Source organism: Pedobacter sp. CG_S7, from assembly GCF_040544395.1.
In the GTDB taxonomy this organism is placed as follows: Bacteria; Bacteroidota; Bacteroidia; order Sphingobacteriales; family Sphingobacteriaceae; genus Pedobacter.
In genome coordinates, this window is record NZ_JBEONS010000009.1 from 66,619 (window position 1) to 89,694 (window position 23,076).

At 38.5% G+C, this 23,076-nt stretch carries 17 protein-coding genes; 5 read left to right on the forward strand and 12 right to left on the reverse strand.

Annotation, left to right across the window (positions count from 1 at the left end):
* Positions 1-3 precede the first annotated feature (3 nt).
* Both AAKU52_RS07345 and AAKU52_RS07350 read right to left on the reverse strand, forming a co-directional pair.
* On the reverse strand, positions 4-1,062 hold the full coding sequence (locus tag AAKU52_RS07345; protein WP_354331813.1) for a response regulator: 1,059 nt from the start codon (positions 1,060-1,062) through the stop codon (positions 4-6).
* Positions 1,063-2,247 carry a PAS domain-containing sensor histidine kinase gene (locus AAKU52_RS07350; protein WP_354331815.1) on the reverse strand — a complete coding sequence of 395 codons (1,185 nt, stop codon included), beginning with the start codon at positions 2,245-2,247 and terminating at the stop codon, positions 1,063-1,065.
* A 134-nt stretch (positions 2,248-2,381) separates the two neighbouring features.
* Here AAKU52_RS07350 and AAKU52_RS07355 point away from each other — a divergent pair, with 134 nt between their 5' ends.
* Positions 2,382-4,166 (forward strand): hypothetical protein, encoded by a 1,785-nt coding sequence (locus AAKU52_RS07355; RefSeq protein ID WP_354331817.1) that lies wholly within the window; start codon positions 2,382-2,384, stop codon positions 4,164-4,166.
* Here the strand turns inward: AAKU52_RS07355 and AAKU52_RS07360 are convergent.
* The gene (locus AAKU52_RS07360; protein WP_354331819.1) at positions 4,163-4,849 is read right to left on the reverse strand and encodes a pseudouridine synthase; all 687 of its coding nucleotides are present in this window, start codon (positions 4,847-4,849) and stop codon (positions 4,163-4,165) included. The genes AAKU52_RS07355 and AAKU52_RS07360 overlap by 4 nt on opposite strands.
* 73 nt (positions 4,850-4,922) lie before the next feature.
* Between AAKU52_RS07360 and AAKU52_RS07365 the strand changes: the two genes are divergently transcribed.
* The gene (locus tag AAKU52_RS07365; protein ID WP_354331821.1) at positions 4,923-5,204 is read left to right on the forward strand and encodes a hypothetical protein; all 282 of its coding nucleotides are present in this window, start codon (positions 4,923-4,925) and stop codon (positions 5,202-5,204) included.
* Positions 5,205-5,220: 16 nt separating this feature from the next.
* Here the strand turns inward: AAKU52_RS07365 and AAKU52_RS07370 are convergent, their stop codons facing one another.
* Entirely contained in the window at positions 5,221-6,342 is a 1,122-nt protein-coding gene (locus AAKU52_RS07370; protein WP_354331823.1) for a metallophosphoesterase family protein, read from the reverse strand.
* Positions 6,343-6,527: 185 nt separating this feature from the next.
* Between AAKU52_RS07370 and AAKU52_RS07375 the strand changes: the two genes are divergently transcribed.
* From AAKU52_RS07375 to AAKU52_RS07385, 3 genes are all read left to right on the forward strand, one after another.
* Positions 6,528-7,586 carry a 2Fe-2S iron-sulfur cluster-binding protein gene (locus AAKU52_RS07375; protein WP_354331826.1) on the forward strand — a complete coding sequence of 353 codons (1,059 nt, stop codon included), beginning with the start codon at positions 6,528-6,530 and terminating at the stop codon, positions 7,584-7,586.
* A 24-nt stretch (positions 7,587-7,610) separates the two neighbouring features.
* A complete protein-coding gene (locus tag AAKU52_RS07380; RefSeq protein WP_354331828.1) occupies positions 7,611-8,087 on the forward strand; it encodes a hypothetical protein in 477 nt (158 codons plus the stop codon).
* 394 nt (positions 8,088-8,481) lie between these two features.
* Positions 8,482-11,085 carry a PAS domain S-box protein gene (locus AAKU52_RS07385; RefSeq protein WP_354331830.1) on the forward strand — a complete coding sequence of 868 codons (2,604 nt, stop codon included), beginning with the start codon at positions 8,482-8,484 and terminating at the stop codon, positions 11,083-11,085.
* On the opposite strand, the gene AAKU52_RS07390 is transcribed toward AAKU52_RS07385, so the two are convergent.
* The 8 genes from AAKU52_RS07390 to AAKU52_RS07425 form a co-directional block, all read right to left on the reverse strand.
* Entirely contained in the window at positions 11,086-11,865 is a 780-nt protein-coding gene (locus tag AAKU52_RS07390) for a TerC family protein (protein WP_354331832.1), read from the reverse strand. It abuts the gene before it with no gap.
* Positions 11,866-12,030: 165 nt separating this feature from the next.
* Positions 12,031-13,746, reverse strand: a complete 1,716-nt coding sequence (locus tag AAKU52_RS07395) for a sodium:solute symporter family protein (RefSeq protein WP_354331834.1) — start codon at positions 13,744-13,746, stop codon at positions 12,031-12,033.
* Positions 13,747-13,873: 127 nt separating this feature from the next.
* Positions 13,874-16,315, reverse strand: a complete 2,442-nt coding sequence (locus AAKU52_RS07400) for a PIG-L family deacetylase (protein WP_354331836.1) — start codon at positions 16,313-16,315, stop codon at positions 13,874-13,876.
* Positions 16,316-16,378: 63 nt separating this feature from the next.
* Positions 16,379-16,978 carry a hypothetical protein gene (locus tag AAKU52_RS07405; RefSeq protein ID WP_354331838.1) on the reverse strand — a complete coding sequence of 200 codons (600 nt, stop codon included), beginning with the start codon at positions 16,976-16,978 and terminating at the stop codon, positions 16,379-16,381.
* A gap of 52 nt (positions 16,979-17,030) precedes the next feature.
* Positions 17,031-17,465 carry a DoxX family protein gene (locus AAKU52_RS07410; RefSeq protein WP_354331840.1) on the reverse strand — a complete coding sequence of 145 codons (435 nt, stop codon included), beginning with the start codon at positions 17,463-17,465 and terminating at the stop codon, positions 17,031-17,033.
* A gap of 188 nt (positions 17,466-17,653) precedes the next feature.
* Positions 17,654-20,593: a DNA polymerase III subunit alpha gene (gene dnaE / locus AAKU52_RS07415; protein ID WP_354331842.1), complete on the reverse strand. Its 2,940-nt coding sequence runs from the start codon at positions 20,591-20,593 to the stop codon at positions 17,654-17,656.
* A gap of 3 nt (positions 20,594-20,596) precedes the next feature.
* Positions 20,597-21,751: a DNA polymerase IV gene (gene dinB / locus AAKU52_RS07420; RefSeq protein ID WP_354331844.1), complete on the reverse strand. Its 1,155-nt coding sequence runs from the start codon at positions 21,749-21,751 to the stop codon at positions 20,597-20,599.
* Positions 21,752-21,863: 112 nt separating this feature from the next.
* The gene (locus AAKU52_RS07425) at positions 21,864-23,069 is read right to left on the reverse strand and encodes an ABC transporter permease (protein WP_354331846.1); all 1,206 of its coding nucleotides are present in this window, start codon (positions 23,067-23,069) and stop codon (positions 21,864-21,866) included.
* Positions 23,070-23,076: the final 7 nt, after the last annotated feature.

The window sequence follows — 23,076 nt, forward strand, 5'->3', positions numbered from 1 at the left end:
TAATCAGTTTTTCATTTGTAGCAGCCTTTGCAGGTCTAAGATTTGAATCTGACTTCCCTTTCTTTCTATAATATTTTCATCCTTAAAATCACTTAAAATTCTGCTCACCGTTTCCGTAGCCATTCCTGCAAGTGCTGCCAGGTTGTCTCTGGAAACTTTGAGTAATAATGGATTATTGGATTTTTCTTGTTTTGTTAATCTGATGAGAACTTCCGACAAACGTTTACGGACAGAATGGTAGGCAAGCTGCATGAGCTGTTCCTCTTTCTCCATTAAATTATTCGACAATATTTTAATAAACTGCCTGCCAATTGCCGGATACTGGTTCAATAATTCTTCCATCATATCTCTAGGCAACAAGCAGATGGAAGTATCTTCCAAAGCTTCAGCAGTTTCAGCATATGGCTCATTCAGCAACAGGGATGGAATTCCAAAATACTGATCATCAGTATAAATACCAGTCATCAGTTGCCGTCCATCTTCAGTTAATTTTACCGTTTTAATTTTCCCTTCAATCACCAGAAAAACGCCTGTAACGGCATCTCCCTCATAATAGACCACCTGTTTCTTTTTGATGTGCCTTAGTTTACGTTCGGTAATTAATTTCTGAAGTTCTTTTAAACCGGAAGTATGACTAATTAAACCCGATATTTGTTCTAAAGATTTGCTATAAAAGGCTTCGTGTTTTGTTTTTTTTCTTAGCCTGCTTTCTATTGCATTCAGCAGTTCTACGTCGTCAAAAGGTTTCGTTAAATAATCGTCAGCTCCCATTTCCATACCTTTGCGCATGTCTAGGCGCTCTGCCTTGGCAGTAAGAAAAATAAAAGGTATAGCTGATGTTTGAGGGTTTTTATTGAGTAGAAATAAAACACCATAACCATCAAGTTCTGGCATCATAATGTCGCACAAAATCAAGTCTGGTAAATATTTAGTGGCAAGTTCCACACCAATTTTACCATTTTCAGCCTGCATGACCTCAAAATCTGCCAGTTCTAATATTTCCGCTGTACTTTCTCTGATGTCATTGTTATCTTCTATGATCAGAATACGTGTTTTGCCCATTTACTTAGAAAAAGAAAGAATAAACGTTGTTCCCTGGTTAATCATGCTTTCGAAATGAACTTTACCATTCATTAAAGTGACATAACGTAATACTATATTTAAGCCCAAACCGGTACCAGGGATGTTTCCGGTATTGTGTGCCCTAAAAAAAGGCTGAAATAAATGCACCTGATCTGTTTCAGGTATGCCAATACCATTGTCTTTGACGGTGACGATGCATTGACTGTCATTAATTTCAGTATTAAATTCTATAAAAGTATGTTCTCCTGAATATTTTATCGCATTACTGATCAAATTGATCATACAGTTGCGAAGTAAATTTTGGTCGAGGGTAGTTACACTTTGAAGGCCGGTATGCTGATAAATGATATTCTGATCCTGTTTAGCAATCATTTGCATCTCTTCCGTTATCTCTTCTGAAAATTTCACCAGGTCAAAAGTACTAAAAGTAGGCTCAACATTACCCGCTTCCAGGCGCTCCAGAGATAAGAAATCGTTTAGTATAGTGGTGAGGTTACCTACAGCATTCTTTATTTTACCTACATGCTTTTTAATATTTTGGTTATCAAAAGGTTGTGCATATTTTTCAATAAGCGAAGCGGAAAGTTGAACTGAGCTTAGAGGTGTACGGAATTCATGGGAAGCCATAGACACAAAGCGGCTTTTCAATTGATTAAGTTCCTTCTCTTTTACAAGGGAAATACTGACCTCTTCTTTTGCTTCTTTTAAGGCGACAACGGTCTTTTTTAAAGACCTCGTACGCTCTTCTACCAATTCCTCAAGTTCTACAGCATATTCTCGCAGACGTTCTTCGGCTTCTTTTTCTTTAGAAAGATCATGCACAAAACCAGTGTAAATTTTTCGCTCTTCATATTGTACTTCACTCACTGCCAATCGGAAAGGAAAAGTGGATCCATCTTTACGTAAGCCTCTAACTTCTCTTCCTATACCAATAATGCGCTTTTCTCCAGTATGCTTATAGCGGTCAAGGTAACCGTCATGAGCACTTTTATCAGGCTCGGGCATCAGCACATTGATATTTCTACCGATTACCTCTTCCAGGTTGTATCCGAATAGCTTTAAACCAGCAGGGTTTACACTTTCAATTAAGCCATGCAAATCAATAGTGATAATCCCATCAATGGCATTTTCAATAATCGCATTCAACAACCTGGATTCTTCCATACATTAATTTTTACAAATATAAAATTATTATCGAGCTTAAAGTTTAAGCTTCAACAAAACTAAATAGTGATGCTTGTCATGTTTTATGCTGAAAATTGTACGCTACTTTGCAACAGAATCAAATTTATTTCATCATGACACATACTTTCCACATACCCGTTCTTGGCCTGGGCTACTCTATAGACACCCCATTAAAAGTTGCCAAATTTGGTATTTCTTCTGTAGTTTCCATCGTAGATGACGAGTTAATCGAAAGAATGAGAAAGTATCATGCTGAACTCAACCATATTCCCTATACTCCAATAGCTTTAAAAGAAACCGACAGCAGGGCCAAAAGAATTACCGCCTACCTGAATTTATTGAATACGCTGGTTACACAGCAAATAGAAACAATGAAGCTGCAGGACTTTGGGCCAGAAACAGACTTAACGCGTTATTTTGAGTTGCTACCAGAAACTTCTCCTTTAAAAATAAAATATAGAGAAATTCTGCTCTTGGAAAATGAAAGCGATAGGATGCCTTTGCTTTTAGCACTTAGCCGTCAGATTACACCTGGATCTATTGACGTAAACATTATGTCTAAGGTAGATAAAGCTAATTACAATACTTCAAACGAATATACGGGTGACGATTATACTGATGCACTGGCGGCCATGCGTGGGTTTTCAGAAAGTAAACTCCAGGCTTCCATCATAATTTCTGCAGGCTTAAATCCTCGTTTATTTGCTTACATGGAGCGATGCCCAGATTTTTATCCTTTGGATGGAATTGCTCCAGGAAAAGAGATTATCTTAAAGGTAAGTGATTACCGCTCTGCTTTTATACAAGCTAAAATGTTAGCAAAAAGAGGATTATGGATTTCTGAATTCAGAGTAGAATCGGGATTAAACTGCGGTGGCCATGCATTTGCAACCGATGGTTTTTTACTAGGGCCTATTTTAGAGGAATTTAAGCAGAAAAAAACAGAACTTTCAGAAGAACTTTGGGGTATGTATTCCTTAGCTCTGCAAAACCGGGATGTGCTTTCAACTGTTAAACGGCAACAACGAATAACAGTTCAGGGAGGCATTGGTACTGCTGATGAACATAATTTTCTGCTTAATTACTACCAGCTGGATGCTGCAGGTTGGGGAAGCCCTTTTTTACTGGTTCCAGAAGCAACCAACGTTGATCAGACCACTTTAGATGCCTTAATAACTGCCGAAGAAAAAGACTTTTACCTGAGTAACTCTTCGCCGCTAGGCATATTGTTTAACAATTTCAGAAAAAGCAGCGCTGAGGATTTAAGGTTAGAGCGTATAGCAAAAGGCAGACCCGGCAGTCCCTGCAAAAAGAAATTTCTGGTTAGCAATACCGAGTTTACCGATCAACCCATTTGCACAGCTTCCAGAGAATACCAACATCTAAAAATTGCACAATTAAAAGAAATGAGCCTGCCAGAACCAGAATATCAACAAAAACTAGAGGCTATTGTGGAGAAGATTTGTTTATGCGAAGGTTTATGTGCTTCAACTTACTTAAAAAACGAAATGTTAAAGCCCCGCGAAAATAAAGCAGTGAGCATTTGTCCGAGTCCTAATCTGGCCTATTTTTCTGGCAAATATTCTTTAGCACAAATGGTAGATCATATTTATGGCAGAGAAAATCTATTATCAGAAGTTAACCGCCCTAATTTGTTCATCAATGAGTTAAATTTATACCTCGATTATTTGAAGAAAGACATCGCTATACACATAGACAATTTGAACGATAAGAAAACCAAGTATTATAATAAGTTCTCCAACCAATTACAGGAAGGAATAAATTATTACAAAGCACTGGTTCCAAATTTAAAATTACAGACGCAAACTGCAGTAAAAGAAATTCAGAATCAATTATTCGAAGCAGAAAAGACGTTAAAGAATATAAGTATTGTTTAGCTGTTCTCCCATTTCATCAACTCCATCATCCTTTTAAATTCATCTTGAAGGGCTGCATGGATGTGAATTTTCTCTCCGGTTACGGGATGCATGAATTCCAGTTCGGAGGCATGAAGCAACATAGTTGTCATTTCCCATTGTTCTTTAAAGAATTTATTCTGCTTGTTGCAGCCATGTTTCCGATCACCGATGATGGGGTAAAAGATGTGAGCAAAATGTTTGCGCAATTGATGCATACGGCCAGTTGTTGGACTCGCTTCTACTAAAGAGTACCTGGAAGTGGGGTGCTTGCCAAAGGCTATGTCCAACTCTACTCTGGCAAGGGTAATGAAAGAGGTAAAGGATTCCTGTACAACCCCATTGTCATTGGTTAAGGGATAGTCGATATCCATTTGATCGGGTGCATAACCTCTTAATATGGCTTTGTATTTTTTCTTAATCAAGCCTTCCTGAAATTGTTTATGCAAGGCAATTTCTACCTCTTTTTCGAAAGCAAACAATAACAATCCACTAGTTTTCCGGTCCAGGCGATGAACAGGACTCACTCTGCGGTTAACTTGATCTCTTAACAGTTGTAAGGCAAATTCTTTAGCATCACTAGCAATAGAAGAACGGTGTACCAATAAGCCATGGGGTTTATTGATAACGATCAAATGTTCATCCTGATAAACTATTTCAAGCATATATTTTTTTTGCGAAGATAACATTTGTAAACTTAACCTATCTTTACGATAGCTATAAATGAAATAACAAATTTTGATTATCACCATTCAAACTACGCCGGTAATAGAGAATTCCGAAAACCGCTTGTTGTTTAAAATATTCAATCAAAAGCTTTTGGAAAAGGCAGCAGAACTGCAGCATTTCAGTTTACGTCACCTGGAATATGTAGATCCTATTTTTGACGATGTAGTAATTTACCTGATTTACAATACAAAAAATCAAATGAGGTGGTATATAGCAAATGATGTGACTCCAGAAATCAATGCCTTAATTATAAAAGAAATGAGAAAGTTAGCAATGATTACCCGGGATTAACAAAGGCTTAAAATGCTTAATTGCGCTTCAAATCTAACGTAAAAGAATCATATAAAGTCGCAGTTGTTGCTGGTATTTCAACTTCATGCTCCATGGTATAATATTCACAGGTCATTGTAAATTTTCCAGCATTTTTTTCCAGGATTACCTTTAGAAAACCATGCTGTTCTAAGCTGAAATTCTCTAATTGAACATTTTCAAAATTAGGATTTTCCTGCGTAAACTGCAGATCGTCTTTTGTTGCTAAAACATGCAGCTCATCGAAACCTCCAGACCCACATACAATAAAAGGAACTGTTTTTCTACCTTCATAAGCTTTAGAAAAGCGCTGGTAATTGTGTACATGCCCACTAAAAACGGCGTCAGGCAAGACACCAGCTTTGGCAAAGGAGGCTTCTAATACTGCGATCATCGCTAAACTAGAACCGTGGTTGGTATCTGCAGTATAAGGTGCATGGTGTAAACACACAATAATGGCCCTTTCTTCTTGCAGCTCTCCTGCCCTTATCAGTTCCTTAACAAACCAGTCTTGTTGTTCTTCACTGATGTATCCAAATTTAGGCACATTGCTGTACAAACCAATGATCGTTACTAGTTCCGTATTTAAAGTCCAGTAAACATTGGGTTGGTGTTGGTTTTTTCTGGCTACCTTATCTGAAAAGTAATGATCGTTAAGGCGGTTATCACAGAAAACAGCTTTAAAAGCATCCAGACTTTTATAGGGTATAGGGTTGTTAAGGTTTACATCTGCATCGTGGTTACCTGGAATAGCATAAATCGGAGCAGGATAACTAGCATAAGGTTTGAAAAATTGTTTTTCATATTGTTCCCTTTCACCAAAATGATAAACTATATCACCTAAATGAAACAAGAACTCAGTCGGATAAGAACTATCTTTTGTTTGCAGGCCCATCTGCTCTGCAATCTGCTGTTGAAACGTGGGCGATTTTATTCCGCCTGTATCCCCAACTATATTAAAGGCCAGTGAGGTGGTAGACCTATTTCCCCTTTCAGGCAGATCAAGATGGAATGGATAATTTCCTGAAGGTAAAGGTAAGGGTTGAATTTTAAAAGAATCGTCTGGTTGACCTTTTTTGACAACCGGCTTAGTAACATTATTTTGTTTGACACCGTACATGTGAAAGCAAAGCTATGAAACCCTATTTAATTTGTAGCACCAAAGTGTAAAGTTTACAGAGAATTTACTCCCTCAACCTTCAAAACACATGTTTCCAGACTGCTTTTAACCTTAATGTAAACCAGATAAACCATTATAGTTATAATAATAAAATAGATATACCGATCTTAGCGTCAAAAACAAGAATGACGCAGAGAACACCACTTAAGATAATAACACATAGTCAGGAAGCGGCAGAAAATGTAGTGATTAAATTAGTTTCTACAGATGGGCGAAAGTTTACCTATTTACCTGGTCAGTTTTTAGTTTTAAATTTTAATATTAATGGCAAAGAAATCAGGCGTTCTTATTCCATTTGCAGTAGTCCTGACTTGGATGAACCCCTTGCTATTGCTGTTAAACTGGTAGAAAATGGAGAAATCACAAAATTTCTACACCATAAAGTTGCAGTTGGAGATGTATTATATGCGCTGAAGCCGAATGGGATATTTACTTATCTGCCAGAAAAAGAGGTTAAAAGAACTGTATTTTTATTTGCTGCAGGAATTGGGATTACACCTATTTTTTCAATCTTAAAATCGGCTTTAGTTAAAGAAAACCATAGTAAATTAGTCCTGGTGTACAGTAATAAGTCCGCGGCTAATACTTTGTTTTACCAGGAATTAAAAGAGTGGCAAGATAAATACCCCGAGCGATTAAAAATCATCTTCCTTTTCAGTGAATCCAAATTCTTACTTACTGCCAGGCTGAACAACGTGCGCATAGAACAAATTGTTAAGAATAATTTAAGTTTTAAGCGTGAAGATGCCTTATTTTACACCTGCGGACCAATTAACTACATGGTTTTGTGCAGAATTACACTTCGAGCTTTGGGTTTTCAACAAGAACAGATTAAAAGAGAAACTTATTTCATACCAGAAGATGAGGCCGATGATGATGACATGACCGAAAAAAAAATAAAGGACACCAATACTTATACGGTCATCATTGATTACCAACAAAAAAAGTATCACCTGGAAGTTCCATACTTTAAAAGAATCCTTGATGTTGCTTTAGAAAACAACATTAATTTACCTTATAGTTGCGGCGCAGGAATGTGCAGTACGTGTACCTCTACATGTGTGGAAGGTGGCGTTAGAATGGACTATAATGAAGTACTTACAGACGAAGATTTAGCGAAAGGGCGAGTATTAATTTGCACTGGACACCCAACAGCAAACAATACGCACATCATCATTGGATAAAATCTACTATTAAATCATTATAATATGTTTTTTAAAAAAGGAAAATTAGTATTTATTGAGGCCTTAAAAGAGGAAAGTACAATAGATTTGGCAGTAACCTATTTTACGGCGAAGGCCTTGGTGATCTCGGAAAAAGACGGTGAGTATTATGGAACAGTAGAAGTATTAAACATCAGTGACCTCATTCAAAAAACATCAATCTATGTTTATGATGGCCTTAATACCCGAGAAGCCCATAAACTTTATACCTGGCCTGTAAACTTAGGTGACAGTAAATCTTGGGGCGAAAGCAAAAGAATTTTTCTTGAACAGCAGGTATTGAATTTCCCAATCAACATATTAGCGGTACAAGAGGAGAAATACCTTACCTGGGAATTTATCAGTCCGGAGCAATTTAAAAATATACCATCAGGACTTCAAGCTTCGCCAGAGTTTCAAAACTACCTTGACCATAAGGAGGAGTATTTTTTTCTAAGAAAAGAAAGAAATGAGCCTGTTTAATTTTTTTTTAAACCTACACAATAAAGCATAAAATAAAGCGTCTATATACTTGAGAGCGTTAATTTAAGCGGGGGTATTTCGGACGAAATATCCCCGTTTTCTTTTACATCAAAATGCAGCAAGATAAACAGCCGAAATATCAAGTTTGCTAATCCCCAGCATACAAAGCATAACCAATGCGGTTAAGGCTAATTAAAGTAATTTATAACCAGAACTTTAGGCAAGGTAAAAACCTGCTGCTGACTCCTTATGCGTGATTATAATAACGCTAGCGGCCATTATATTTATTTCCATTTTCAATTAATTATAAACTGTATCCAATAATACAGAAAAATTAAATAAAACCTCTATTTTTAGAGCCAGTCTGCAACCCATTATTATAACAAAGATTAAAATGAATATTTCTGAAGAAGAATTTAGAGAGATTTTTTACCATAGCCCAATCGCAAAATTGATTATCAGTGCAACTGCTGCAGACTATGCTATACTTGATGTTAACAATGCTTACCTTCTTGCAACCCAAACAGAGCGTGCGTCTCTAATTGGAAAATCTGTATTCTCAGCATTCCCAGAAAACCCAATTGATCATTTTTCTAAGAATAATGAAAAAATTATCATTTCTTTCGAGCAAGCGAAAGCAACTAAAAAACCAGATATTCTAAATAGATATCGCTATGACATTTCTATTTCAGGGACAGATCAATTTCTGGAAAAATATTGGACTGCAACCAATACGCCGATATTGGATGAGAATGGAGCAGTGAAAATGATCATTCACTCCCCCTGCGATGTTACAGATCTTTACTTTTCAGAAAAAAGGAAAAAAAAAGCGATAATTGCCATAAAAAATCAACGGAAACAATTGTATTCTATCTTCATGCAGGCACCTGTAGGAATAGGTATTTTTTTAGGCCCGGATTTTATTGTTGATATGGTAAACCCTCGCATCTGTAAGATTTACGGTAAAAATGCAATGCAAATGATAGGAGAACCTGTATTTGATGTTTTACCTTTCGCTAAAGGACAGGGTTTTGAAGAATTATTGAACCATGTCCGTATTACCGGAGAAACCTATGAAGGAATGGCTATAGAAGTTCCCTTAATCCGCAACGGCCTCCTGGAAAAAGTCTATGTTGATTTTGTATATGAACCTTTCTATGAAGATGAAAATACAATTAGTGGTGTAATTGTGGTAACGACAGAAGTAACGGCTAAAGTAATGGCCATGCGTAAACTGGAAGAGGCTGAAGAAAGAGCCAGACTTGCTGCTGATGCTGTTGATTTAGGCGTGTATGACCTCAATATTCTGAATGGAGAAATCATTACTTCTAAACGATTCGCAAATATCTTTGGTTTTGAGGAAACCCAACTCCATAAAGATTATATTTCTGCCATCCATCCTGATGATGTTTTTTTGAGAAAATTAGCACATGAAAAAGCTATTGAGAAAGGCCAAATGAATTATGAGAGCAGGATAATATGGCCAGATAAATCTTTACGCTGGGTAAGGATAGAAGGTAAAGTAATTAAAGATAAAAAAAACAACCCTATACGGATTTTAGGAACTATACTTGATATTACAGCCCTAAAACAGGACAAAGAGCAAGAAAAAAAGCTCATTACCCTGGTAGATAACAGTGTTGAACTGATGTCGATCTTCAATATGGAGGGTATTCCTTCTTATATCAATACTGCGGGAATGGAATTATTAGGATTGGAATCGATAGAAAAATTACAAAATTTAGAATTCTTCCAGCCAGAAATTTTAACTACACTAATTCGGGAGGGTAGCTGGGCTGGAAAAATGATGATTCATAATTATACCAGCGGCGAAGTTTTCCCTGTATTCAATAACTGTATCCGTATTGATGATAACGTTACAGGAAAACCAATTGCAGTTGGTGCCGTTATGCGTGACCTCAGGCCAGAATTAAGTGCAAAACAGGCCTTAGCAGACAGCGAGCAGTTGTTGCGAAATATTACTAGAGCAGCACCCACCGCCTTATGGATGTCGAATAGAAAGGGCGAAATTACCTATGTAAACCAAACCTGGATAGACTGGTCTGGAAACACTTTTCAAGAAAACCTACTTTACGGCTGGATGTCGATCATCCTTCCCGAGGACCTTAAGTTGGTTGTAGAACTTTTCCAGAATGCTATTCATTCCAGGCAGCAGTATGACGTTGAATTTAGAATTGACCATGCTGATGGATCTCAACATTGGTGTGTTGCACTTGGCCAGCCCCAATTCAATGAAATAGGTGAGTTTTCTGGTTACATCGGTTCCTGTACAGACATAACCGAACACAAGGAATTACAAGACCAAAAAGATAATTTCATTGGCATTGCGAGTCATGAACTAAAAACCCCCGTAACCAGCCTTAAAGGCTATGCTCAGGTATTAGAAAGAATCTTGAAAAAGAAAGGTCATGAAGCTGAAGCAGACATGATGCGTAAAATGGACACGCAGCTTAACCGCCTGACTAGCTTAATTGGTGACCTATTAGACGTTACAAAAATTAATTCAGGAAAGCTTCAATTTAATGACCGGATATTTGAACTACAACCGATGCTTAGTGAATTGGTACAAGACCTGCAATTTACTACAGAAAAACATACCTTAATTGAAAATTTTAAACCAACAGGCAAAACTTACGCTGATAAAGAACAGATTGAACAAGTAATCATCAACTTACTCACCAATGCCATAAAATATTCGCCTGATGCAAACAAAATAATCATTCACATGGAGCAAGTAAATGATGAAATCATTGTTGGAATAGAAGATTTTGGTATTGGTATTTCAGCGGAAGAAAAGGCTAGGGTTTTTGAGCAATTTTATCGGGTAAGTGGCAAAATGCAGCATACCTTTTCAGGATTAGGTCTTGGTCTATACATTTCTGCTGAAATCATTAAGCGTGTTGGAGGAAGAATTTGGGTAGAAAGTAAAGAAAGCCAAGGCTCTTGTTTTTATTTTTCACTTCCTGTATACACCTAATTACTCTTTAACTTCATGCTTTTTCGGAAAGTTAAAGAATATGGAAGTAGCCACAGGAATAACAAAGATGGCTATGGTAAAGATGGAGACGAAAAGATCTGTTGTTTCCCCTTCCATTAATTTTGAAATTGCCGCATTAGGATAAATGTATGTGAGGACTGAGGATGTTAATTTAAGTCCTAACACTCCTATTACGATGAAGGCAATCGTTTCAAGAAAAGTAAATTTCTCCATCAGCTTCACAAATCCCTGAGCCACAAAACGCATGGTTAGGATACCAATAAAAACACCTATGTAAATTAAATAAATATTATCCGTAAAGGCCACAGCAGCAAACACATTGTCGATGGAGAAAGCTAAATCCATAATTTCCACCAATGCTACCGTTGCCCAGAAATTACCAATCAAACCAACTGTAGAGCGGTAAAACCAACTCTTTTTCTTATCAATCACCTCATGATCCTGAACTTTATTATGCTTGCTTTTCTTTATAAAGAAATCAACCGCCAGGTATAGTAAATACAAACCACCGAGAGGCTTTAACCACCAAACCTGTACCAACCATGCCGCTAAAAGCAAACAAATCCCTCTAAAAACATAAGCACCAATGATACCATATTTTAGGGCTTTCTTTCTTTGATCTGGTGGCAAATCCATTACCATGGTTGCTAAAACCGCAGCATTATCAACAGAAAGTAGACTTTCAATGACTATTAAATTAAGAATAATCAATAAACCAGCCTGTATATCATTACCTAAAACGGTATGCAAAAAATCCATGTAACTTAAAGTTAAATTAAAGACAACGAAGTATCAATTAAAACATTTGTGTTTATAATTGAAACAAGTAAAAAAAATAGGACATTGGATTCTCTGCGAATATCAATAATACCTTATGTGCAATAAAGATAGAATTAAACACACCAAAATAAAGAAAATTTTTCCTTATTTAAGATTCCTGACTTCTCCAGAATCGGGTGTTTTCTTTTGAAACAACTGAAATATTAATGCCAAAACCACCACAAGCAAACAGCCAATAACATTTAGCCAAAGGTAAGCTACAACTTTTTGATAACCACAAATACACACTATAATTTCTGTAATGATAGCCGCCATAAACACAGCCCTGCCATTTACTTGACGTAAATAAAAAGCGACTAAAAACACGCCCAAAATAGTTCCATAGATATAGGAACCCAGGATATTCACCGCTTCGATCAGGTTGCCAATCTTACTGGCATATAAGGCCATTAAAATACAAATAAAACCCCAGAAAAAAGTTGCCATTCGCGAGGCTTTAAGGTAATGCTGATCGGTACCATTTTTATGAACAAGTCTTTTATAAATATCTATCACTGAGGTGGATGCCAGAGAGTTCAGCGCACTCGCTGTAGACCCCATAGAAGCCAGAAAAATAATAGCGATCAATAGGCCAATTAATCCCTTTGGAAGGTATTCAGTAACAAAGCTCAAAAAAATATAATTATTATCGTTAATATCTGCTTTTGGGTCATTTTTAAGCATCAGGTCTGTTGCTTTTTTACGAATAACTTTAGCCTTATCATCTGCTTCCTTTAAGACGAGCCTTTGTTGGTCAATTGTAACTTGGTCATCTTGATCAAGTGCAATACCTAGCTTTTCCAATTCCTGTTGCTTCTCCTTAAATACTGTTGAATATTCTGCGTTAATAGCCTTTAAATCGCCTTGATAACGACTTTTTTCCAGCTTATTCAGCTCAAAGCTGTTAAAGAAAACCGGCGGTTTATTAAATTGATAAAAAGCAAAAACCAATACACCGATCAAGAGAATAAGGAATTGCATTGGAATTTTAACCAGGCCATTCATTAACAAACCCATCCTGCTTTGTCCTACTGAAGCGCCTGTAAGGTACCGTCCTACCTGACTTTGGTCGGTACCGAAATAAGACAATTGCAGAAAAAAACCGCCTATTAAACCACTCCAAACGGTATAAGGATTATCCCAGTCAAAAGTAAAATCAATGGCATTGGTACGACCCATTTTCCCTGCAATACTGATGGCTTTTCCGAAGCCTACATTGGAAGGCAGTAATTGAACCACTACTAACCCGGCCACAAAAAGTCCGAAAAAAATGATAGCCATTTGTAGCATTTGTGTATAAGAAACAGCTTTTGAGCCCCCATAAACGGTATAAACAATAACCAGGGTACCTATAAAGATAGTGGTAATTGTTGGGTTGAGGTTTAAAATAGCAGAAAGGATAATGGCGGGTGCATAAATGGTAATCCCCGTTGATAACCCCCTTTGTATCAAGAATAAAAAAGCAGTTAATGCCCTTGTTTTTAAATCGAAACGCTGTTCGAGGTATTCATAGGCTGTATAAACCTTTAATCGGTGAAAAATTGGCACAAATGTGATGCACAGGACGATCATAGCCAGGGGCAACCCCAGGTAAAACTGAACAAAACTCATCCCTGAGGCATAAGCCAAGCCTGGTGCAGAAAGAAAAGTGATCGCACTAGCCTGTGTAGCCATCACAGACAAACATACGCTGTACCACGGCATAGAACGGTTACCTAATAAGAACCCATCAATACTTTGGGTTCCACGGCTTTTATAAATGCCATAAAGCACAATTGCCAGAAGTGTACTAATTAATACTGCCCAATCCAGGTTACTCATTCAAAATATTTAGTGAAAACATAAAAAAGAACAATCAAAAAAAACAACCACAGGATCAGTAAACGATAAAACTGTCTCCAGCTTTTCACAAAAGGTGGTAACTCTGGATCTTTTTTGTGTGCTTTTCTCATTTGGAAGGATTTGAAATTAAGTTAACAAATAGCCGAAATGCACCAGGAACACCAGCAGGCAGTTCTCTAAAGAAAGACAAACCGGTGTATACGTACTTTCCCTTACCATAATTGGTTACAAACAGGGAGCCATGCGTTGCAGCTTCACCTTTATCATTCATAGCAAGTATAGGGGTATACCTGGAGTCAAGTTCTTGGGGAAAATAAAGTCCGCGTTCCTGCACCCAACCTTCAAAATCTTTAGCTGTAATTTTATTAGGGTAGTTGAGCACCTGATGGTTTGGCGCCAGAAAAGTTACTACCGCATCTTCTTCGGTTACCCTTTCCCGGGTTAATTTAAAAGGGTATGGCCCTAATTCAGTGATTTTTAAAGGTGTATTTACATTGTATTGCAACAATAATGTACCGCCATCCTGTACATATTTCATTAAGCGGGGTTGCATTGCTTTAATCTTTTCACTAACATTATATAAACGTACACCCGTAATAATGGCATCAAATGAAGTCAGATCACCAGAAATCACCTGGTTTTCTGTTAGCATGACTACCTCATAACCTATTTGCTTTAATGCTGCAGCAACCATATCACCCGCACCTGCAAGGTAACCTATACGTTTCCCTGTAATGTTAATTTCAGCTGCCGATACTTTAGCTGCTGCAACAGGAAATAGCGTCTGTTTGGGAATATGTTCATAATTAATCACCTCCAATCCTTTATTATAGGTCTCAGCACCCACTTGTAACGCCATTGTTAATATGCCTTCGGTAACTTTACCCGCAGGCGTAACACTGAAAGTCACCTCCTTTACCTCCCCTATGTTGCTGAAGTCAAAAGCTATTTTTTCCGGACTAACTTTCCATCCTGCTGGAACAGCAGGCTTCAGCACACCTTTCAATTTACCTTCAAAATTGTTTAACTTCACCTGGAAAGACCTGGCTTGACCTTCCTTAAACACATAAGCTTTTTCTGAAAGAGTAGCGGTTACCGGCGGTGCCACAACCAAAGGTTGATAAACCTCCCCTTTTGCAGGGTCTGTAAATTTGTAAACAATAGGCCTGCTAACCGTTATAATTTGTCCCCCTATTTCCAGGCTTATAAGTCCAACTGCTGGCGCGGGGCTTTCTGGCAGGCCCCTCATGGATAAGGAATCTACGATATAGTACCCGATGGGATGTTTTTTCTCAAGCCAATAGGGCTGCGTTAGCCCAATAGTCTTTGCTGGAATTTTAAAATTAAATACCGTCATTTGCTTAGTCAGCATTGCGGTAGCAGATTGATTGGCACTTGTTGTAACTGCTATTTTGATGGGCATAGAAATATTTCCCCTGGCAATAGCCTGCAATTGCACAGGTATATCAGCTGTAATGGCATAAGCTGGCGTAGGCACATTTGTTTCTATCCAAATTCCCGCACAAGCCATAATAAGTTCATCTAAAAGCTGGTGTTTAAAGGTTTTACCATTTACATTTTTCCTTAACTCCAGCAATAGCGCTACGGAAGCTGCCGGATTTGAAACCTGGTATTCCTGGTTAATCTTGGTTACTAATTTTTGTATTGCCGCCGTGCCTGTTGTGCTGTTCAGCGAAAAATCGACACCCTCAAACAGGTCTTTTTTTGCAGGAATACCAGCAATATGACTAAAGTATTCTATAGCGGGTATTCTTTGAGCTGCAGCACCAAAACCCTGGCTCCGGTGTTGCGACCTGCTTTCGGCAGCTATTTCCCCATAACTTTTACCTAAAAGCGGATTAAACCCTCCAACATCTATTTTCAGTTGATCCTCAGCAGTGGTATTAATGGAACCAAAGTTAAAGGTATTCCATACTATGCGGCGTGCCTTCCAAATACTGACTTGTTTAAGCTGCTCAGGAAATTGTAGCGGGTCTGCTGCGGCAATAAATGCTTCATGAGCCAAAATAGCTGAGGCGGTATGGTTACCATGACCTGCTCTGGCATCTTCTGGAAAGCGGGTAATGATAACCTCGGGTTGAAACTTGCGGATCACCCATACCACATCACTCAATACTTTTTGTTTGTCCCAAAAATTAAAACTTTCTTCAGGAGGAATAGAAAAGCCAAAATCATTAGCACGGGTAAAGAATTGTTCGGCACCATCAATGCCTCTTGCAGCCAATAATTCTTGCGTACGTACTAAACCTAAAAGATCGGCCTGTTCGGTACCTATCAGGTTTTGTCCGCCATCACCGCGGGTAAGGGAGAGGTATCCTGCACGCACCTTCTTTTCTTTGGCAAGGTAAGCGAGTAACTTGGTGTTTTCATCATCCGGATGTGCCGCTATATAGAGCACACTTCCCCTAACATTTAAAGCTTCCAAGCCCTGTTTAATCTCCGCAGCATTCAGAGAAGTACCTTTTTGTGCTTTTAATAAAATTGGCAGCAGGAATAATAAAAAGAAAAATAGGGCCCTTAGTCTCATAAATGTTCGTTGATTTTCGAAATTAATGAAAATTCACGGATCCTGAGAACCCCAACAGATTTATTACAAGAGAATCTTGCTGCTTACTTCTTTATCGATACTTATGAAAACCGGATACTTAACCAGGTTTTTACCAACCATAAAACTAGGCTTGATTTTCAACGTTACCAAACCTTTTTGTTCAGGATCACCTTTTCTAACGCTAAGGAATTTTTTAACATCATCCATTAATTTGCTGTTAGAAATCAAAGAATAAACATTAGCATTTACATCTACAGGCACCACTGTTGTCTTACCGGGTTCTACGCTAACATTCTGACTTACAAATCCGGTTGCTATTTCTTCCCTGTTGATTAGAATTTTATATTCAAACTCATTAATCGACGCCAAGTTGCCTGTAGGGTTGGTGATTTCCAAATTTAATTTAGCCCTTAAGGGGATATTTTTTCTAAAAAGACCCAATGCCAGACCCGGAAGACTAGACAGGTTAATATTCTCCTTATTTATAATTTTCCTTACATCAGTTCCGGCAATAGAGATTTGGTCGGCAGAAGCAATTACATAGGTACACTTTTCCAGTGCTTTTATCTGTTGAGCCTGTTTATTTACACCGCAACTGAATAGCGTTGTCGTTAAAAGGCACAGCAATAGTATTTTTTTCATATCAACTATAACGGTTAAATCTTAAAAAGTATACATTGTGGAAAGGCAAGGATCAGAAGGTTAGTCTGCTGTTCGTCCTTTTGCTAATCACACTGTCAATGCTAAATTTACCCGGACCAGCAAACATCAGGAACACAAAAACCATTAAATAAAGCCCTGGAAGTTCCATTTTTTGAAACCCATCAGGCGGGTGAACAACAAATACGGCAACTGCCATGGTTATAATTAACGGAATCAATGCAAACCTGGTGGCTAAGCCAATTATTAAAAACACAGAACAAAGTACTTCAGCAAAAATAGCAAAGTAGAAAGAAAATTTCATCCCTAAGCCAATGGGGTCTCCAAACTGAATTTCCGCACCACTCAATACCACACTTAACTTGCCTAAACCATGTGTCAGTATGAAACAAGCTACACCTATACGCAACAGAAAAAGCGCAAAATCAAGGCTTTGATGGTTATAATTTGTATTAAAAACTCTTTTCATAATGCTATCAATAGTTTAATCATGGATATGACTGTAAATATATTAATTTTTATTAATCCATAATTAAAACCATTTTAATTGGCAAAGGTTTTGCTCAACATTTTAAATGTTGCTTTTTTGCTACAAATACTTACAAATGAAGCGGTCATCGGCTTAACGCTTGCAAGCAATAAAGAAGCTTAAAATGCTTATAAAATAGGGTGATCAACAATGGGTAATTTGGCGAATTGAAGCACCTCCACACTGGGGAAACCGAAATCAGCCACCACCTTGCCTAAAATCAAATAACATCCCTTGCCTTTAAAAGGATAAAAGGGGGTATGAGTTGGGAAATGTACAGTATCAAAAAAATTGTCCTGCCTATCCAAAAAAGTGCCGAACCACATTTTCTTGTTGTTTTTAGTTCGCACCGTTTTCTCACAAACATACTGCCCTACCATTTTCACCGTCTTACCGAAACAGGCACTCAAATCCTTCGCCATCACCTCCCCGCGGTATTTGGTTTTCAGCAAATCAAACATCCCCAGGCTCAGTGGAAAGCCTAGTAATTCAAATTCATGATAAGCATCCTCCAGCAGGCTGCTTGTGAGCTCCGGCAATTGAAAAGGCTTGGATTTTAATTGGAATAATACGGCCGAGGGTGGGTCGGGTATTTTTGAACCCAGGTAATTATACACCTCCCATAGTAAGACCTTTTTGCTGCTTCCTGTAAAACGGAGGGCACCAATCCTGATGAGCAAAATGCACTGCTGCAAGGTAATACCCGTACGAAGAACAAAATCTTCCAGCCCCAGGTAAGCACCATTCTGCATGCGTTCAGCAACAATCAATTCCATAAACCTGGTTTCCAGGCCATTGACCCCAATAAAACCCATATAAACAGCATTACCCTTCAGGGTAACTTTTGCCTCACTACCATTTACACAAGGCAAATGCACCACCGCGCCTGCTTTTTTAAGTTCATTCACATAAACCCAACGCTCATAAAAACCACCATAATTATTGAGTACAGCAACCATAAACTCAATGGGGTAATAAGTTTTCAAAAATAAACTTTGATAACTTTCTACAGCAAAACTTGCAGAATGTGCCTTTGAGAAACTATAGCCCGCAAAAGAAGCTACCTGTCGCCATATCTCTTTAGTAACCCCTTCATCACGCCCTTTATTTTTTGCATTCACAAAAAAACTTTCTACCAGCCTGTCAAACTCAGCTTTTGAACGGTACTTGCCACTCATCCCCCTGCGCAAAATATCTGCATCCGCTAAATCCAATCCACCGTAATGATAACACACCTTAATCACATCCTCCTGGTACACCATCACGCCAAAAGTTTCCTGGAGCTCCCTTTCCATAATGGGATGCAAATACACGATCTTATCGCGGTGGTGGTAGTTGTAAATATAAGTTTTCATCATGCCTGATTGCGCAACCCCCGGTCTGATGATGGAACTGGCAGCTACCAGGGTAAGGTAATCCTCACATTTCAGTTTACAAAGCAACTGCCGCATAGCCGGAGATTCTATATAAAAACAACCAATGGTATCGCCGGTCTGCAGTTGTGCATTAATTACAGGGTCTTTAATCAGCTTGCGTACTTCATGTACATCCACCGCTACCCCCCTATTTTCGGCGATAAGCTGCACCGCCTCTTTAATATGACCAATACCCCGCTGACTCAAAATATCAAACTTATCAAAGCCAATAGCTTCTGCTTCATACATATCCCATTGTACGGTAGGCATATTTTTTGGCGGCAAATCCAAAGCCGTATAATAAGTAATAGGCTCTTCAGTAATCAATACCCCACCAGCATGAATAGAACGCTGATTAGGTCTGTTTTTCATCAAGTCATGCGCATTAATGATTTTTCTGTAAACAGGATTATGTTGGTGCTGCCCCAGCAAGGTAGGGTCGGTAAAAGCATCAATCTCTGCTTTGGGTAATCCCATCACTTTACCAATCTCCCTAATAACCGATCTATCTTTAAAAGTACTCATTGTTCCAAGCAAAGCAGTGTGCTCAGGTCCATAGCGTTTAAAAATATACCGCTGTACATCCTCACGTTCATCCCAGGAGTAATCTATATCAAAATCTGGGGGCGAACTGCGGTGTTTATTCAAAAAGCGCTCAAAATAGAGGTCAAGTTCAAGAGGATCAACATCGGTAATACGCAAACAAAAAGCAATGATGCTATTGGCACCAGAACCACGGCCAACATGGTAATAGCCCTTGCTTTGCGAATATTGTATAATATCCCAGGTAATCAAAAAATAAGCGAAGAAATTAAGCGCTTCTACCACGTCCAATTCTTTATTAATGCGTGCTATGGCAGCTTCATTTCCAGCCCCATATCTTGAAGCCATTCCCTGCCATGCCAATTTATGGAGCAAGGCTTTATCTTCTGCCCAGGTACCCGTATAACTTTGTTTATTCCTTTTTGCCTTAGCAACATAGTCCATACAGCAATTCGCCATTAGCTTTTCCGTATTGGCCACAATAAAAGGATAATTGGCATATAAGCGTTTCAGCTCCCGCGGAGGCATAAACTGTTCCTGCAAAACACATTGATCCTCATCGCTTACTTTAGTCAGCACCGTATTTAAATCAATGGCCCGCAGGTATTGATGCAGTCGGTATTCCAGCGCATTATTGACCGTTACCGGATGCCATACCAATAACTTTCCTTGTAAGTCCTTTAAATCTTGTCCATGAAGCTGGTGTAATTGTGTTGCCCTGATCCCTAAAAACTCCTGTGCTTTCTGCGGAATAAAACCAAGGCGGAAAGGATAAACGACATAAACATATTTAAAATCCCAAGGCTGGTCTGGCAGCGCTTTACGCTCCAGGTTATGCCAGGTCAAAAAATCATTCAGCTCTTTTACCCCCTCCTTATTTTGAGCGATACCAAGGTAAAGCAGCCGGTTATTGCGCCTGAATTCAATGCCTCCAATTGGTTTTATCCCATTTGCATTGCATTCCCTAAAAAACTCCATCATGCCGGTAGAATTATTAATATCCGTCAGCACCATTTCAGTAAGCCCCATAAAAGCAGCTTCCAGCACCAGTTGCCTAATGCTCATGGTGCCATAGCGCAGGCTGTATTGAGAGTGAATATTTAAAAACATGACTTACAACTTAAGGGCTAAAGTGGAGGCAATTGCAATGGCTTTTTCACCAAACCTATTTCTGATTTTATCCATCGCCTGGCACAAATTATACTGCTCCCGGGCAGCACCATAAAGATTAATCTGCTCAAAGCCATTCACCAGGTTAGAGAATTTTACCCCAACCAATCTGATCAGCATCCGCTGGCTATAAGCTTTATCGAAAAGGGCTTTGGCCTTCTCTATCAAATAAGCATCAAGAGCGGTATAAGGTATACGTGCCTGCTGACTAACAGTCTCAAAATTGGAATAGCGGATGGTAATAGTAATGCAGGCCGTTAGTTTCTGCTGCTGCCGAAGTTCATAAGTAAGCTGCAACACCATAGCAGTAATCAAATGTTTGATTTCCGTAAAATCGATACTGTCTTTTTCAAAAGTATGCTGTTTACCCATCGACTTTTGCTCCCGGTAAGGGACTACCGGAGAATGATCAATCCCATTTGCTTTTTGCCATAAAGTTAAACCATTACTCCCCAAAACTTTAAACAGCTGCTGTTGCGGAATCTGGGTTAGCGTAAAAATCTTTTTCACCCCCATCTCACTCAGTTTAATGTAAGTAGCCTTTCCTAAGCCAGGGATCTTTTTTATAGATAAGGGATTAAGGAAGTCTGTTACCTCAGTCTGGGCAACAAAAAGTTCTCCATTTGGTTTACATTCATTTGTGGCCATTTTAGAAACCGTTTTATTGACAGATAAGCCAAAAGATATTGGCAAACCCGTTTCCTTAATCACCAGCTCTTTTAATTCATGGGCATATTTCATGCAACCATGAAAGCGGTCCATGCCCGTCATGTCAATATAATGCTCGTCTATACTTGCTTTTTCTAAAACCGGCACCTTTTGTTGCAGTATTTCGGTAATCAGGTGTGAGTATTTGCTATACTCTTCCATGTTCCCACGAATAAAAATGGCCTGGGGACAAAGCTGTCTGGCCATTTTAGAGGGCATAGCCGAATGTATACCGAATTTACGCGCCTCATAACTGCAAGAGGCCACTACCCCACGATCTGATGTGCCCCCAATAATAACCGGCATACCCAGTAATTTCGAGTTTTTTAACACTTCTACAGATACAAAGAAGGCATCCTGGTCAATATGTACAATCTGTTTCTCCTGCATAACCTTGTATTTGACCACAAAGTTATGCTAAAATAATTAGTATATTAAATATTTATACTATTTTAATTAGCTAAACACTCCATAACCATTCTTTGCTGCTGTGAGGAATAATTTAAGCTTTTTCAACCAGCGAATCCTTTAAACTTTTTTGTGCCGTTTGCTTCAGAAAAAAAGCAGCTGCCATAAAATACACACTTGCTAAAACCCATAATGCGATCCACTCCTCCATCACATCCCTAATAGTAACACCCATTTGGGTGATTTTCACAAAACCTTTAATCCCCCAGCTGGATGGCAATATTTTTGCCAGGTATTGATAAAAAACAGGAAAACTTTCTATTGGATACGACAAACCACTAAGCATCATAAAAGGCATGGTTGTAACAATCAAAACCATAATCGCATCTTCCCTTCTTCTAAACAAACCTGTTAAAGCTATCCCTAAAAACACTACAGCTAAAATATAAGGAAGCATAAAAAGAAGCATACCCCAGAATGCACCCCTAAAAGGAATACCGAACAAGGGGTAAATTATCCCTGTTTGTAAAAGAAGGATAAAGAAATATAAGGAAATATAGACAAGTCCTTTCCCCAATAAAACCGGGATGGTGCCGCCAGGAGTTAAAACCACTGCAAACAAAAAATGAAGCTCCTTATTTTCTCTTCTGGTACCCCCTAAAATACCTATCGCCATTAATACCACCAATTGGGTAACCAAAGCCGTCACCATTGGTATGATATAACTACCATAACCACTTACAGGATTATAGACACTGATGCTACTGGCCGTTACCGGACTGTGTATGGCTTGCGCCTGTTTAGCAGTGTTGCCCGCCGACATTAATTTTTTCACATCAATACCCGCATTATAATAGCCGTTTACAACATTTACAGCACCCATTATTTGGCGGTAATAGAGCATATAGGAAGCATCGGCATAGACCGAAATATTAACCAGCCTACCGCGGCGAATATCGGAGGAGAAATTTTCAGGAATCAGGACCACGCCTTTAACATCACCCTTAAAAAAGGCCGCTTTAGCTTGATTTAAACCTAAAAAATCTTTTTTCAAGGTCACTTCTTCCGTAGCGGCCAGCATTTGCAAATAATCCCTACTAGAACGGCTCTGATCTAAATCAATTACAGCCACCGGCACCTCCCTCACTACTTGTTTAGAATACACATAAGTGTAAACCAGCATAACGACCAAGGCTGTGCTCACAAAAGTACTGAAGACAGCTTTATCGCGAAAAACAGATTTAAGTTCGGTTAAAAAAGCATTCCAAATGGATAGGGTTTTTTTATTAACTGGTTTCATGAGTATA

Excerpts from the sequence above, each read along its gene's own strand:
- AAKU52_RS07345 (WP_354331813.1), bottom strand. The coding sequence starts at position 1,062 with ATGGGCAAAACACGTATTCTGATCATAGAAGATAACAATGACATCAGA.
- AAKU52_RS07350 (WP_354331815.1), bottom strand. The coding sequence starts at position 2,247 with ATGGAAGAATCCAGGTTGTTGAATGCGATTATTGAAAATGCCATTGAT.
- AAKU52_RS07355 (WP_354331817.1), top strand. The coding sequence starts at position 2,382 with ATGACACATACTTTCCACATACCCGTTCTTGGCCTGGGCTACTCTATA.
- AAKU52_RS07360 (WP_354331819.1), bottom strand. The coding sequence starts at position 4,849 with ATGCTTGAAATAGTTTATCAGGATGAACATTTGATCGTTATCAATAAA.
- AAKU52_RS07370 (WP_354331823.1), bottom strand. The coding sequence starts at position 6,342 with ATGTACGGTGTCAAACAAAATAATGTTACTAAGCCGGTTGTCAAAAAA.
- AAKU52_RS07375 (WP_354331826.1), top strand. The coding sequence starts at position 6,528 with ATGACGCAGAGAACACCACTTAAGATAATAACACATAGTCAGGAAGCG.
- AAKU52_RS07380 (WP_354331828.1), top strand. The coding sequence starts at position 7,611 with ATGTTTTTTAAAAAAGGAAAATTAGTATTTATTGAGGCCTTAAAAGAG.
- AAKU52_RS07385 (WP_354331830.1), top strand. The coding sequence starts at position 8,482 with ATGAATATTTCTGAAGAAGAATTTAGAGAGATTTTTTACCATAGCCCA.
- AAKU52_RS07390 (WP_354331832.1), bottom strand. The coding sequence starts at position 11,865 with ATGGATTTTTTGCATACCGTTTTAGGTAATGATATACAGGCTGGTTTA.
- AAKU52_RS07395 (WP_354331834.1), bottom strand. The coding sequence starts at position 13,746 with ATGAGTAACCTGGATTGGGCAGTATTAATTAGTACACTTCTGGCAATT.
- AAKU52_RS07400 (WP_354331836.1), bottom strand. The coding sequence starts at position 16,315 with ATGAGACTAAGGGCCCTATTTTTCTTTTTATTATTCCTGCTGCCAATT.
- AAKU52_RS07405 (WP_354331838.1), bottom strand. The coding sequence starts at position 16,978 with ATGAAAAAAATACTATTGCTGTGCCTTTTAACGACAACGCTATTCAGT.
- AAKU52_RS07410 (WP_354331840.1), bottom strand. The coding sequence starts at position 17,465 with ATGAAAAGAGTTTTTAATACAAATTATAACCATCAAAGCCTTGATTTT.
- dnaE (WP_354331842.1), bottom strand. The coding sequence starts at position 20,593 with ATGTTTTTAAATATTCACTCTCAATACAGCCTGCGCTATGGCACCATG.
- dinB (WP_354331844.1), bottom strand. The coding sequence starts at position 21,751 with ATGCAGGAGAAACAGATTGTACATATTGACCAGGATGCCTTCTTTGTA.
- AAKU52_RS07425 (WP_354331846.1), bottom strand. The coding sequence starts at position 23,069 with ATGAAACCAGTTAATAAAAAAACCCTATCCATTTGGAATGCTTTTTTA.